The 12,919-nt window shown below is 45.9% G+C and carries 14 protein-coding genes; 4 read left to right on the top strand and 10 right to left on the bottom strand.

The annotated features are described in order from the left end of the window. Nucleotides 1-113: 113 nt before the first annotated feature. The 7 genes from NW199_RS00695 to NW199_RS00725 form a co-directional block, all read right to left on the bottom strand. Complete coding sequence (locus tag NW199_RS00695; RefSeq protein WP_258333291.1) at nucleotides 114-2,600, bottom strand: autotransporter outer membrane beta-barrel domain-containing protein; 2,487 nt, start codon at nucleotides 2,598-2,600, stop codon at nucleotides 114-116. A gap of 131 nt (nucleotides 2,601-2,731) precedes the next feature. Next, nucleotides 2,732-3,148, bottom strand: a complete 417-nt coding sequence (locus NW199_RS00700; RefSeq protein WP_022473004.1) for a deoxycytidylate deaminase — start codon at nucleotides 3,146-3,148, stop codon at nucleotides 2,732-2,734. An 81-nt stretch (nucleotides 3,149-3,229) separates the two neighbouring features. After that, nucleotides 3,230-4,468, bottom strand: a complete 1,239-nt coding sequence (gene fabF, locus NW199_RS00705) for a beta-ketoacyl-ACP synthase II (protein ID WP_258333292.1) — start codon at nucleotides 4,466-4,468, stop codon at nucleotides 3,230-3,232. Between the two features lie 97 nt (nucleotides 4,469-4,565). Continuing rightward, nucleotides 4,566-4,802 carry an acyl carrier protein gene (acpP, locus tag NW199_RS00710; protein WP_022473006.1) on the bottom strand — a complete coding sequence of 79 codons (237 nt, stop codon included), beginning with the start codon at nucleotides 4,800-4,802 and terminating at the stop codon, nucleotides 4,566-4,568. A gap of 124 nt (nucleotides 4,803-4,926) precedes the next feature. Next, a complete protein-coding gene (gene fabG / locus NW199_RS00715) occupies nucleotides 4,927-5,691 on the bottom strand; it encodes a 3-oxoacyl-ACP reductase FabG (protein ID WP_258333293.1) in 765 nt (254 codons plus the stop codon). Between the two features lie 21 nt (nucleotides 5,692-5,712). Beyond that, nucleotides 5,713-6,651, bottom strand: coding sequence for an ACP S-malonyltransferase (gene fabD / locus NW199_RS00720; protein ID WP_258333294.1), 939 nt, complete (start codon nucleotides 6,649-6,651; stop codon nucleotides 5,713-5,715). After that, a complete protein-coding gene (locus NW199_RS00725; protein WP_258333295.1) occupies nucleotides 6,648-7,649 on the bottom strand; it encodes a beta-ketoacyl-ACP synthase III in 1,002 nt (333 codons plus the stop codon). The genes fabD and NW199_RS00725 overlap by 4 nt, the downstream gene beginning before the upstream one ends. A 160-nt stretch (nucleotides 7,650-7,809) precedes the next feature. Here NW199_RS00725 and NW199_RS00730 point away from each other — a divergent pair, with 160 nt between their 5' ends. Next, a complete protein-coding gene (locus tag NW199_RS00730; RefSeq protein ID WP_258333296.1) occupies nucleotides 7,810-8,130 on the top strand; it encodes a hypothetical protein in 321 nt (106 codons plus the stop codon). A gap of 31 nt (nucleotides 8,131-8,161) precedes the next feature. Further along, a complete protein-coding gene (locus NW199_RS00735; RefSeq protein ID WP_258333297.1) occupies nucleotides 8,162-9,079 on the top strand; it encodes an alpha/beta fold hydrolase in 918 nt (305 codons plus the stop codon). A 7-nt stretch (nucleotides 9,080-9,086) separates the two neighbouring features. Here the strand turns inward: NW199_RS00735 and NW199_RS00740 are convergent, their stop codons facing one another. From NW199_RS00740 to NW199_RS00750, 3 genes are all read right to left on the bottom strand, one after another. Continuing rightward, nucleotides 9,087-10,283, bottom strand: a complete 1,197-nt coding sequence (locus tag NW199_RS00740) for a multidrug effflux MFS transporter (protein WP_258333298.1) — start codon at nucleotides 10,281-10,283, stop codon at nucleotides 9,087-9,089. Between the two features lie 367 nt (nucleotides 10,284-10,650). Then, nucleotides 10,651-10,830, bottom strand: coding sequence for a 50S ribosomal protein L32 (gene rpmF, locus NW199_RS00745; protein ID WP_022472295.1), 180 nt, complete (start codon nucleotides 10,828-10,830; stop codon nucleotides 10,651-10,653). Between the two features lie 99 nt (nucleotides 10,831-10,929). Next, nucleotides 10,930-11,466 carry a YceD family protein gene (locus NW199_RS00750; protein WP_249092716.1) on the bottom strand — a complete coding sequence of 179 codons (537 nt, stop codon included), beginning with the start codon at nucleotides 11,464-11,466 and terminating at the stop codon, nucleotides 10,930-10,932. A 29-nt stretch (nucleotides 11,467-11,495) separates the two neighbouring features. Here NW199_RS00750 and NW199_RS00755 point away from each other — a divergent pair, with 29 nt between their 5' ends. Further along, entirely contained in the window at nucleotides 11,496-12,095 is a 600-nt protein-coding gene (locus NW199_RS00755; RefSeq protein WP_258333299.1) for a Maf family protein, read from the top strand. A gap of 6 nt (nucleotides 12,096-12,101) precedes the next feature. Next, entirely contained in the window at nucleotides 12,102-12,893 is a 792-nt protein-coding gene (locus tag NW199_RS00760) for an SAM-dependent methyltransferase (RefSeq protein WP_258333300.1), read from the top strand. Nucleotides 12,894-12,919: the final 26 nt, after the last annotated feature.

The following is a 12,919-nucleotide window of genomic DNA, read 5'->3' on the forward strand; positions in this document are numbered from 1 at the left end:
TTCTGCCCCCCCCCCAGAAATTCGTTTTGATTCTTATCAATAAAACAAAATGTGCCAGGAAAAATTCATATTCCTGACACATTTGAAGAAATGAAATCAAGTTTTACGAGATCTTAGAAAACGTATCTCAAACCGGCATTCATCATGTAATTGGTAGAAACTTCACCACCGGTCGTGCGATCAACATTACCCCAAACAGACAAGTTATCCGTAATGTTAAATTGGGTGCCAACACCGTAGGTTACCCAAGTACCACCAAGGTCGACATACATGTCTTGAACAGCCTTACCATTGCCTGCCGTACCATCGATTTCACCTAAGAAATCATGATTGACGGATGCGCGGGCAAAGAGCTTACCGGCATTATTCGGGAAGTTGAAACCAACGCGAGCGCCTAAGCTTGCAATCAAAGCGTCAAAGTCATCTTGTTCGACCTTAACACCGTTGCTTGCCTTGTAGTCATCGCCCATCACATAGGCGTATTGAAGCCCGAAGTTCGGTTCAACAAAAGCTTGTTCGGCAAAAGTGAAACGATAACCAACATTACCGCCTAAGCTGAACGCATTGTTGTCATAAGACGCATCCATATTGCCGGCGGTCGCATCAGTAGACAAACGACCATAACGTGCTAAACCGTTAACGAAGAGACCGGAGTCAAAGTTACGTTCAGCATACAAGGACAAAGTGTAAGCATCCGTATCAGCATCACCGCGCAACAAGTCCGCTTCACCAGTCATATAAGAGAAAGCGGCACCGGCAACCCAATCACCGATTGTCATATCAGCGCCAACTTGAACAGTTGTTGTCGTGAGTTCAGCCTTATCTTCATACTTGCTTTCGCCACCATAGACTTGAGCCCAAGCACCGTAAGCATATCTATTATCACGCAGGAATTCCATACGTTGGTTGGTGTAGGCCACTTCGTCACGCCAAGCAACGAGTGCTGCAGCATTTAGTCCCTTCATAGAGGCTAATTTAGTGTTCTCTTTAGCTATAACTTTGCCATCTTTATCAACAGACCAAGCTCCAAGAACATCACTTTCTTCACCACTGAAACTAAGTTCAGTCTCAGTTTGATCAGAATTTCCAATATTCAAACTATTCTGTAATGCTTCTGCAGCTTCTTCTACAGAGGAAAAATTATTACCTAATCCTGCAGAAGCAATTACATTCAATTGATCACCCACTAGAGAATTAATGCTAACAGTATCAACACCTACAGTATTCAAAATAATGGAACCATTATTACTATTTACGTTTTCAGCTGTAATGGTATGACTACCAACTAAATTAATCGTACTGTTAAATAAATTAATTTTCGATCCACCTTCTGATGAAATATTGCCATCAATTTCTGAAACTCCATCTGCAAAGGTTACATCTGCCTCATTTGTTAAAAGAAAATCCCCTAAAAATGAATTATTGCTCCCCTTAAAACTCAATGATCCTTCGGTTACTGACGCCGAATAAGCTTTCCCATCAGTATTACTTGTGGCTACTATCTGAGTATTTTCATTAATATTTACAGTGGTTTTACCATCGATGAGTATCCCGTAAGCATTACCACTATCTGTTTCAGCTGTAATATTTGACTCGCCATTAATTGACAAAATCACATCCGTTCTCTCGGAACTTTCATCAGGAACATTTTCAACACTAATGCCAGCAGCACGACCTGATTGACTCTTAACCTTTACATTTAATTCATTGATTTCACCGGCAGCATCATTCCAAACTTCTCCATGACTCGTGTTCGCAAAATAATTCAAAACAGAAACACCTGTTGCATTAGCCGCATTAGTTGTGATGTCTGCATTGATAATACCTTCAAAATTTAAATTACCTCCCTCCAGTTTAACAGCTGTAGCGGGAGAGGCTCCCCACCAGTTACCATCAAATCCACTTTTACCTGTATCTTCAAACTTTCCAGTTTCAGTTTCACCTGTAGAGTTGATGACGATATTTAAAGTCGTTTGAGATGAACCATAAGTCTCGCCGCCTGCCACATCAAGACCCAAAGCTTCGCTGTAGTTAGTGTTGTCTCTGTCTGTGTTGGTCTCCAAATTTATATTAACTTCAGATCCTGTCAGATGTAGAGAACCTCCGCTTACAGCTATACCGTAAACACTCTTACCATTTTTATTCGTAGACTTAACGTCAATAGTAGTTTTGTCTGCTGAAATAGTAGCTACACCAGAACCATTATTAACATAAATGGCGTCAATCATGTTATTGCCGCCACCAAGCATGTCTGTCTCAATTGACAAATCTAAAGTAGAACCACCTAAATCAATATTAGCGTTTCCAGTAATATCAATAACTGAAAGTTGTGGTTCTGAAGATGTATCAGATGTTTTGTTAACTACGATATCACTTCGAAAATTTTCTAAAACCCCTGAAGCAGATCCTTTAGCAATCAAATATGTGTAGTACTTGCTTGGTAATTGATCTTGGTACGTGTTGACTTTTGTTTCTTGAAATTCTGGAATATCACCACTCGTCCATTGATATGAAGGAGCCGAAGCAAATACGGGCGACAACCAACAAGCCATAACTGCAGTTGCGCAGGCAGTACGTGTTAAGTTTCCAAGGTTTTGCATATTCAAATCCTTTGTAAAGATAAAAAATCAACTTCATTCTGCCCCCCCCCAGAAAATCATCTTGATACATATCAACAGGCAACAAAAAAGCCCACAAAACGTGGGCTCGATGCAACAACAATTATCTTCAACTAAAGCTGTTCTACGACAATTCCCGCACTTTTCAAAAATTTAATACCGGCATCATCACGATACATCTCGTGATAGTAAACATGGGAAATGCCGCACTTCTGAATTAACAGTGAACAGTGAATGCAGGGACTATGCGTAATAAAAATCGCTGCATCTTTACTGCAGTAACCGTTATACGCCAACTTCGCAATGGCATTAAGTTCCGCATGCTGCACCTCGGGCCGCGTGACTAACTTACCGTCCACTTCCATCTCACAGCAATTGTCGTAGCCTGTCGGCATACCGTTCCAACCGATTGAAATGATGGAATTGTTTTTCACAATCACACAACCGACTTTAAGGCGCTTAGCATAGCTTCTTTGCGCGGCAAGCATAGCCACTTGCATATACATCTGATTGTCTTTTTGAATATCCATCATTACTCCTAAACAGAAAGAACAAAGCCCGAAGAGCCTAATTTAGATTCTTCGGGCCATATATTAATCACAAGCTAGAAATTATTCTTCCCAGTGCTTAAAGATCAATGTACCGTTCGTGCCGCCGAAACCGAAAGAATTCTTCATGGCGTAACGAATCTTCATCGGGCGAGCGGCATTGGCGCAGTAGTCCAAATCGCATTCCGGGTCTTGTTCAACGATATTAATCGTCGGAGGAGAAACTTGATTCTTCACCGCCAAGATTGTGAAGACGGATTCAATGCCGCCGGCACCACCTAACAAGTGACCAGTCATGGACTTCGTGGAGTTGACCACAAGTTTCTTCGCGGCTTCAACAAAAGCTTCCTTGATCGCCTTGGTTTCATTGATATCACCGACGCTCGTCGAAGTTCCATGGGCATTTAGGTAGTCAATATCTTCCGGTTTGATACCGGCGCGAGCCATAGCCATTTCCATGCAGCGTCTCGGACCATCCGTGTTCGGAGTCGTGATGTGGCCTGCGTCACTCGTTAAACCGTAACCCACGATTTCAGCATAAATGTGAGCGCCGCGAGCCAAGGCGTGTTCAAGTTCTTCAATCACCACCACACCGGCGCCTTCACCCATCACAAAACCATCACGGTCTTTATCAAAAGGACGTGAGGCATGAGCCGGGTCATCGTTGCGACGACTCAAGGCATGCATGTTGTCAAAACCTGCCACACCAACCGGGCAGATGCTCGCATCAGCGCCACCAGCCACCATCACGTCGGCATCACCGCGGCGAATGATCCAACTGGCTTCACCGATTCCGTGAAGACCGGTTGTGCAAGCCGTCACATGAGCGATATTCGGACCTTTTAAGCCAAACATGATTGACAATTGACCGGAAATCATGTTGATGATTGTGCCGGGAATCATGAAGGGAGAAACACGACGGGCTCCGCGTTCATGAAGAGCGAGGTAGTTGTCGCAAATCATGCCTAAACCGCCGATACCGGAACCGATAGAGCAGCCGATACGCGTGAGATCTTCTTTTTCTAAATCAAGACCTGCGTCACGAATAGCTTGCGTACCTGCGGCAACGCCATAATGCACATAGCGGTCATAACGACGGGCTTCTTTAGCAGGCAAATACTCTTCAACATTGAAGTCCTTGACTTCACCGGCGATTTGGCAGCCCATGCCGCTCGCATCAAAACGGGTAATCGGACCAATACCGTTTTTCCCCGCCAAAGCATTTTCCCAACTTGTCTTTACATCATTGCCGATCGGACAAACCATGCCAAGCCCGGTTACAACTACACGACGCATGGACATTCTCCCTTAAATATTCAATTCATTAACAAAACCCCGCCCAAACTTAACCAATTACTTGGTGTTTAAGGCGGGGCATCCATCTTAGAGATGGCAAATATTACTTAGCGTTGGCTTGGATGTAGTCAATCGCTTGTTGAACCGTACGCAACTTTTCTTGTTGATCGTCCGGGATTTCAATCTTGAAAGCGTCTTCCAAAGCCATAACCAATTCGACCGTATCCAAAGAATCAGCGCCGAGGTCTTCGATGAAAGCAGATTCATTCTTGATGTCTGCTTCATTAATGCTCAATTGTTCGGCGATAACCTTCTTGACACGTTGTTCGATGTCGTTCATTTGATAAGTCTCCTTGATGACAATTCAAACCGACGCAGCCATTAGGTGCGCCGAAAAATTAACTTCTTAGTATTTTATCAGAGCAAATAAAAAAGATGAGAGTGAAAACCCTCATCCTTTCGGACTATACCATATACATGCCACCGTTGACGTGAAGCGTCACACCGGTAATGTAGGAAGCGGCAGGCGAAGCCAAGAAAAGCACCGCATTGGCGATATCATCCGTTTGACCCAAGCGCGCAAGCGGAATTTGAGCCAAAAGGGCTTGGCGGTGATCTTCAGGCAACGCGCGGGTCATGTCTGTTTCAATAAAGCCGGGAGCCACAGCATTGACCGTGATATTGCGTGAGGCCAATTCACGAGCCAAAGCGCGTGTCAAACCGGCAACCCCGGCCTTGGCAGCTGCGTAATTGGCTTGGCCCGCATTACCCATGGAACCCACAACACTCACGATATTGATGATGCGACCACTGCGAGCTTTCATCATGCCGCGCATGACAATACGGCTTAAACGGAAGGCAGGCGTCAGGTTCGTGTCAATCACCTCTTGCCATTGTTCATCCTTCATACGCATGGCCAAACCATCACGCGTGATGCCGGCATTATTTACCAACACCGTCACGGCACCGTACTTAGCCGCTACATCAGCCAATACTTTTTCGCTTTGTTCGGCATCGGTGACATTGAGAACAACGCCTTCACCCTTGCCGCCAGCCTGAGAAATCTTTTCGGTAATGCGGGCTGCGCCGGATTCGCTCGTGGCTGTGCCGATAACCGTTGCGCCGGCAGCCAGGCAAGCATCCAAAATCCCCGCCCCGATTCCGCGCGAAGCACCGGTCACAAATACCACTTGATCTTTCAATGCGTCAGCAGTAAACACATTCGTCATTTTTATTTCCTATTGCTTAAGTTATTGAGCAGCGTTAATTTCTTCAAGCACGGCCACAAGCGAGTCTTGAGAATTAATATTTTTGACAACAATGGAGCTGTCGATACGTTTAATAAGTCCGGCTAACACACGCCCCGGACCACATTCAACGATATGCGTAACCCCCATTTCTTTAAAAGCTTGAATAGTCTTTACCCATTGAACGGCGCCCGCTGCCTGAGAGGCCAATGCCTCAATGATCGCTTCCTTATCCTTATGGACCTTCACATCCACGTTGGCGACAACGTCAATTTCTGGAGCCTTCATCGGAGTTTCTTCAAGCTTGGCGCGAAGGGCAACGCTTGCAGGCTTCATCAAAGAAGAATGGAAAGGAGCCGACACCGGCAAAACGAGTGCGCGCTTGGCGCCCTGGGCCTTAGCCAATTCACAAGCCTTTTCAACAGCAGCCTTTTCGCCAGCGATCACAACCTGACCGGGCGAGTTGAAATTTACTGCTTCAACCACGCCTTGAGCAGAAGCTTCCTGGCAGACTTGGGCCACCACTTCATCACTTAAACCGATAATGGCTGCCATTCCTCCTTGCCCCACAGGAACAGCTTCCTGCATGGCCTTAGCGCGGAAGCGAACAAGACGCACCGCATCAGCCAAATCAAATACACCGGCAGCCGTCAACGCTGAATATTCCCCCAAGCTGTGTCCAGCCATCACTTCAGGCTTTTTACCGCCCAAAGCCAGCCAAGCCTGATAAAGGGCAACGCTTGAGGTGAGCATGGCAGGCTGAGTGTTGACCGTCATATTCAGGCTTTCAGCCGGACCACTGTGAATCATTTCGGCTAAATTCTCTCCCAATGCATCGTTAGCAGTCTTTAAAGCAGCCTGCACAACAGCGTTATCTGCGAAACTATCCAACATGCCGACAGTCTGACTGCCTTGACCCGGGAATACAAAAGCTAATTTCATGAAATATTCTCCTTAGTCCATTTGACTAAAACGCTGCCCCAAGCCATGCCTGCACCGACAGCTTGCATTAAAACCACATCACCTTTTTGAATGTCATTATGACGCGCGGCGTTATCCAATGCCAACGGAACAGAGGCCGCGGAGGTATTGCCGTGGCGATTAACCGTCACGACCATTTTGTCTTCCGATATGCCAATCTTTTGGGCTACCTTTTGCATGATGCGCAAATTTGCCTGATGCGGAACATATCGATTGATATCGTCAACAGTAAGACCGGCATCTTTTAAAACTGCCTGAGCGCTCTCACTCATGGAACCCACTGCCATACGGAACACCTGCTGACCGTCCATGCGGACAAAAGGATCACCATGAATTTCGCCGCCGTTAACAAAAGCGTTGCAACCCAACACTTTTTCATCAAGCGTGCCGTCCGCGCTTAACCTTGCGGCTAGAATCCCTGGCTCATCAGACGCTTCCAACACAACGGCGCCCGCACCGTCACCAAAGAGCACACAAGTCGAACGATCATCCCAGTCCACAATGCGACTCATGATATCTACGCCGACTACAATCGCTTTTTTATAAACTCCGGTACGAATGAGCGCATCCGCGTTGGTTAATGCATAAATGAAACCGGCGCAGACAGCTTGTAAATCAAATGCCGCCCCTTTGGCACAGCCCAAAAGCTTTTGCAATTGGCAAGCGGTGCTCGGAAACACCATATCGGGTGTCGTTGTTGCGACAATGATCAAATCGATTTCAGAAGGATCAACACCGGCATCCCAAAGAGCCGATTTAGCTGCGCGTTCAGCCAACTGCGTAGTTGTCAATCCCCTTTCGGCCAAATAGCGCTTCTCAATTCCGGTACGTGTGCGGATCCACTCGTCACTCGTTTCGATATTGCGCAGAGCCAATTCATCGGCCAGAGCCTGATTGGAGGTGGAACGCTCCGGCAACGCCGAACCCGTCCCTGTGATTTTCGAATAAATCTGAGGCATGAACAAAAGCCTTTCTCAAAAAAATTGCTCTAATTGTAAAGCCAATGCCTGGCCGTTTATGAAGGCCAAAAATCAAGATTTGAAACAAAATTTGACAGAGTTTGAAACAGACTCATGTTAATCTTGGACTCACAACAATTGAATTTAAAAGGTCTCTGCCATGCGTCTGCACCATTTATTGCTTGCCCTTCCCTTCGCATTAGCCGCTCAATTCTCGGCCGCGAGCAGCGACATGGACATTACGGATGTTACCTGTACGGTCGGTTATATCAATGAAGTGGCACAAAAAGAAGGACTGGAAAAAGCTCAGGCACTCGCACAAAGCTGTATTGCAGCTGGCTACGATGATATTGAAAAACAAGTAAAAGAAGCCGGCGATATTTTAATGGATCACTACGAAGCCGCTAAATCTTTTATTGGCGAAAAAACAGACGAATACAGTGAAAAAGCAGAAAACATCAAAAAAGAGCTGATGCGCTGAAAGAAAACAATTCGCTTTTTTGAGGTCAACGATGATTAAAACCGAAAGTTCTTTAGCTAATATTGGTCCTAGCGGGTTTATTGATGGCTTCAACCTGATGGATGCAAACCTCGAGACTGGAATCCAGATGCGCTTTGCAATCGGTGGCGCAGGCCCCGCTCTCCTGCTGGTTCATGGGCATCCCCATACTCATATTATTTGGAGAAAAGTTGCACCGCTTCTGGCTCAAAAATACACGGTGGTCCTACCCGATCTGCGAGGCTACGGCGACACGGATAAGCCTGAGAGCACACCGGATCATCGCGTTTACAGCAAAAAAGAAATGGCCAAAGACCTCATCTCGTTAATGCGACTGTTAAGCATGCCAACCTTTGCCTTCATAGGCCATGACCGAGGCGCCCGAGTGGGGCATCGATTGGCTCTTGCCTATCCGGAAAGCGTTACAAAGGCGGTTTTTGTCGATATTGCGCCGACCGCAACGATGTACGCATTAACCAACAAGGAATTTGCGACAAAGTACTTTTGGTGGTTCTTTCTCATCCAACCGGAACCATTTCCTGAAAAACTGATCGGTTTTGATCCTGACTATTTCCTGCATCATCACATTAATGGGCAAATCAAAATTAAGGGTTGTGTTGAAGACAAAGCCTTTAACGAATATCTTCGCTGCTACAAAGATCCCAGAACCATTCACGCCATTTGCGAAGATTACCGTGCAGCTGCCAGCATTGACCTTGAGGACGATAAGGAGGATGCCGATAAAAAAATTCAGTGTCCTTTATACCTTTTATGGGGTGCCCGCGGCACAGTCGGCAAACTCTATGATGTTATTGGTACATGGAAAGAAAAAGCGGTGACAGTCAGCGGCGAAGCATTAGACTGCGGACACAGTCCCGAAGAAGAGTGTCCGTCAGTTTTCTTAGAAAAAGTCCTGGCATTTTTAGCTTAAATTGAAACTAATCGCCCGTAACCGTTTGCTCTTCAAAACTAAGACTGCGAGCCGCATAAAAGGCGGCAACAATACCAATTGCTGTAGAAATCACAGTGACAGCAGCAAAACCGGCTCCGCCCGTACCCAAGCCTGATAACGGAGCAACGATACCGCCGGCGACAAAACCCAAAGCTCCGAGAAGCGCCGCTGCACTACCTGCGCGCTCACGTTGCCGATCCAATGCCAAAGACGTTCCGGATGGAATGGTGAGACCTAAATTCAACAACGAAAAAGCGATCGATGCCTCAAGAATCCAAACCGATGCTTGCCAATACAATGAGGCTGCAATGAGGCTCGCTCCCAATAGCATTCCAATGGAGCCAAATTTCAGAGAAATCAGAGCAGATTTGAACCTCTGACAAACAAAGGTTCCAATGGTGATAACAATAGCGTTGCAACCGAATACAACCGAATAGGTCAAAGGTGTCAAACCGAAAAGTTCTTGATAAATAAAGGGACTGGCTGAGATATAAGCAAATAACAAACCAAAACCCGCACACTGCTGCACGAGAAGCAGGACAAAAGTTTTGTCATTTTTTAATAAGGCAAACAGACTGAAAAAGGGAAACTTAGCCGTATTGGGACGATAACTCTTAAGAGTTTCCTTAAAAAATAAAGTAGATATCAAGAGCACTAAACCAATAACGAACAAAACTACAAAAATATCTCGCCAGTTGAGGTATTCGTTCACCAGCGCTCCGCAAAGCGGTGCCAACACCGGCGCCAATCCCTGAACTGCTCCGATAATAGACAAAAACTTGGCTAAATCCCGACCGCTATACAGATCAGTTGCAATAGACTTGGCCAGGACAATACCACCCGCACCGCCCAGTCCTTGTACAAAACGCGCTATTACAAAAAATTCCATTGTCGGCGAAAAAACACAAGCAACGGTCGCCGCACAAAAAACAGCCAATGAACACAAAAGAGGCACTTTCCTGCCTTTTCGATCCGATAATGGCCCCACAATAAGTTGACCCATAGCAAGCCCCCACATAGAAGCGGAAAGACCTGCTTGGGTCAGAGCCGCTGAGGCGTTCAGGTCTTTTGCTTGAGCGGGCATGGCCGGCAAATAAAAATCGGTTACAAAGGGACCGAACGCTGTCAATGCAGCCAAAAAAATCACCATAAAAAATGCACTAGCAAATATTTTTTCAGACATCTTTACACCTAACAAGGAATACAAACAAAATAACCTTGAAAAGATGTATCTAATGCAAACGGCAACCGGTTACGGAAGGGGCTAGGAATTGCCTTGCCTGTCTGGGCAAGGAACGGAAGTGAAGAAAAATTTCGTAGGTTGTAATTGATGAACTTTTCAGCATGCAGGCATTCTAATCACATTGAATGAAAAAGGGAACCCAAATATCGGATTCCCTTTTTTAATCGACAGATTGAAAATCACTGATGAAGCTTTCCCGTTTTGTCTCCCACCGCAACGTTTTGCACATTGGCTGTGGGGTTTTCGGCGTTGCCGGCGAAGGCTAAAGTCGAGATTAGCTCCAGAGCGCTTTTCTCAATCCAGTGAATTATTCACCCTTAACGTCGATCACCTTCTTACCACGGTAGAAGCCGTTCGGGCTGATGTGGTGACGGAGGTGAACTTCACCGGTCTTCGGTTCAACAGCCGTAGCCGGGTTCGTCAAGAAGTCATGAGCACGGTGATTGCCGCGCTTGTTGGTCGATTTTTTATTTTGTTGGACTGCCATAGCAATACCCCACTTTAAGAAAACACGCGATTATACCCTAGATATGCGCATCTTGCCAATGCCATTACCTAAAGCTTGGAAAAAAGTTTTGCGATTATATCAGTTTTTCTTCAATAAGTCTCGTAAGTTAGCAAAAGGTTTCGGTCTTTCGATCACTTCTTCGTCTTCGGAAGCTATGTCGCTATGTTTAAGCGGAGCTTCACAATCATCATGACGGGGGAAATTAGGCAGTGACAGAATGATTTCTTCCTGAACCCAAGCCGCCACATCCATATGTTCTGAACCGACAACCACTTCCCACTCCTCATCTTCTTCAACAGGAATGCGATTGGCTTCTGCTTCGCTTTTAACAAAAAGAAACGGCACTTCACGCTCAATGTCAATATCTATCGGTTGAGTGCAGCGGGTACAGCGCATTTGCACTTTTCCCTCGATAGTCAGTATGGCCGCCGGCAAACCGCGGACGCCTTCCGTTCCTTCAATTTCAATTGCAAAGGGTTTTACTGTTTCACTATTAATAATTAGGCTGGCGAGTTCGGGCATCTCCGAAATGTTCACCGTTGTGTTAATCTTCTGACGATTTGTTGCCACTGAAAAAATGTCGACAGTGGAAAAGTTTTGATTGCTTTTCGACATCCTTTACTCCCAAAAAGGTTACGAGGCGTATGTTACAGAAGAAATTGGTTCTGGGGTCAAGTTCCCCCTATCGAAAAGAGTTATTGGAACGTTTGGGTGTTCCGTTTGAATGTGTTTCTGCCGATATTGATGAAAGCCGCCACGAAGGTGAAACACCTGAAGCCCTTTGTGTCAGACTGGCTCGCGAAAAAGCCCTTAAAGTCAAATCCATGGTGGGCGAAGCAATTGTGATCGGCAGCGATCAAGTTGCCGTTCTGGGAGAAAGAATTTTGGGCAAACCCCACACTCGCGAACGAGCGATTGAACAGCTTTCCAGCATGCAAGGACATACAGTTTATTTTCTGACAGCCCTTTGCATCATTGGTGAAAAAGGCGAAATCTTTGAAACAATGGTTCCGACTATTGTTACGATGAAAAAACTTTCCGTCAAAACTATTGAAAATTATCTCGATCGCGAACAACCTTTCAATTGTGCTGGCTCTGCCAAGATCGAGAAGTTGGGTATCGCCTTAATGAAGGAAGTCCGCTCAACCGATCCTACTGCGCTCATCGGGCTGCCTCTTATTGAAACCGTAAACCTTTTAGCTAAAGCAGGCCTGGAAATTATTGAAGGAATTGGTGAGGCCTAATTAAGTATGACTGCAACGCTGTATTTATTACCCAATCGAATAGCCGAACGTCCGGTAGAGGAAACAATCCCTGCCTACACGCTTGAGGTATTGCGAAGAACTCAGTTTTTTCTAGCTGAAAATGCCAAAAGCGCCCGCGCTTATTTAAAAGCCGCCTCCCATCCTCAACCAATTGCCGAACTTCACATAGAGGAAATCGGTCATGAACCGCAGAGTGAAAAAATTGATGAGTGGCTTACCCCGCTTTTGGAAGGCCATGACATTGCAATTGTCAGCGAATCAGGCTGCCCCGGTGTAGCGGACCCAGGCGCAACGATCGTCGCCCGCGCTCAAGAAAAGGGACTAAAGGTTAAGCCTCTGGTGGGCCCCAGTTCTATTTTGCTCGCTTTAATGGCAAGCGGTTTAGACGGTCAGCATTTCCGCTTTTTGGGCTACCTTCCGATTAAGGAACCGAGCAGAACTCAGGCATTGCGCGATGCCGAACATCAAAGTGCCAAGGGTGAAACTCAAATTTTTATTGAAACACCCTACCGCAATCAGGCTTTTTTAGAGTTTCTCTGTCAAACACTTCAAGCCGATACAAAAATTACGATTGCCTGCGATGTCACGGGGGAAGCTGAATTCATCAGAACCAAAACAGCCTTAGAGTGGTCTGAAGAGAATATTGATTTACCGAAATTGCCAACTATTTTCGCCATCCTGGCTGTTAAAAGCCGAAAAAACAATGAACGGAAGGTGAAGAAAGACTTCAAGCATTTCGCACGTAAAAAGCAAGGCAGCTTTTGGCGTCAAGCTTAAAAAGACATGGGCGGTTTTCCCGCCCA

Source organism: Parasutterella secunda (assembly GCF_024733725.1).
GTDB lineage: Bacteria > Pseudomonadota > Gammaproteobacteria > Burkholderiales > Burkholderiaceae_F > Aphodousia > Aphodousia faecalis.

Excerpts from the sequence above, each read along its gene's own strand:
- NW199_RS00695 (WP_258333291.1), bottom strand. The coding sequence starts at position 2,600 with ATGCAAAACCTTGGAAACTTAACACGTACTGCCTGCGCAACTGCAGTT.
- NW199_RS00700 (WP_022473004.1), bottom strand. The coding sequence starts at position 3,148 with ATGGATATTCAAAAAGACAATCAGATGTATATGCAAGTGGCTATGCTT.
- fabF (WP_258333292.1), bottom strand. The coding sequence starts at position 4,468 with ATGTCCATGCGTCGTGTAGTTGTAACCGGGCTTGGCATGGTTTGTCCG.
- acpP (WP_022473006.1), bottom strand. The coding sequence starts at position 4,802 with ATGAACGACATCGAACAACGTGTCAAGAAGGTTATCGCCGAACAATTG.
- fabG (WP_258333293.1), bottom strand. The coding sequence starts at position 5,691 with ATGACGAATGTGTTTACTGCTGACGCATTGAAAGATCAAGTGGTATTT.
- fabD (WP_258333294.1), bottom strand. The coding sequence starts at position 6,651 with ATGAAATTAGCTTTTGTATTCCCGGGTCAAGGCAGTCAGACTGTCGGC.
- NW199_RS00725 (WP_258333295.1), bottom strand. The coding sequence starts at position 7,649 with ATGCCTCAGATTTATTCGAAAATCACAGGGACGGGTTCGGCGTTGCCG.
- NW199_RS00730 (WP_258333296.1), top strand. The coding sequence starts at position 7,810 with ATGCGTCTGCACCATTTATTGCTTGCCCTTCCCTTCGCATTAGCCGCT.
- NW199_RS00735 (WP_258333297.1), top strand. The coding sequence starts at position 8,162 with ATGATTAAAACCGAAAGTTCTTTAGCTAATATTGGTCCTAGCGGGTTT.
- NW199_RS00740 (WP_258333298.1), bottom strand. The coding sequence starts at position 10,283 with ATGTCTGAAAAAATATTTGCTAGTGCATTTTTTATGGTGATTTTTTTG.
- rpmF (WP_022472295.1), bottom strand. The coding sequence starts at position 10,830 with ATGGCAGTCCAACAAAATAAAAAATCGACCAACAAGCGCGGCAATCAC.
- NW199_RS00750 (WP_249092716.1), bottom strand. The coding sequence starts at position 11,466 with ATGTCGAAAAGCAATCAAAACTTTTCCACTGTCGACATTTTTTCAGTG.
- NW199_RS00755 (WP_258333299.1), top strand. The coding sequence starts at position 11,496 with ATGTTACAGAAGAAATTGGTTCTGGGGTCAAGTTCCCCCTATCGAAAA.
- NW199_RS00760 (WP_258333300.1), top strand. The coding sequence starts at position 12,102 with ATGACTGCAACGCTGTATTTATTACCCAATCGAATAGCCGAACGTCCG.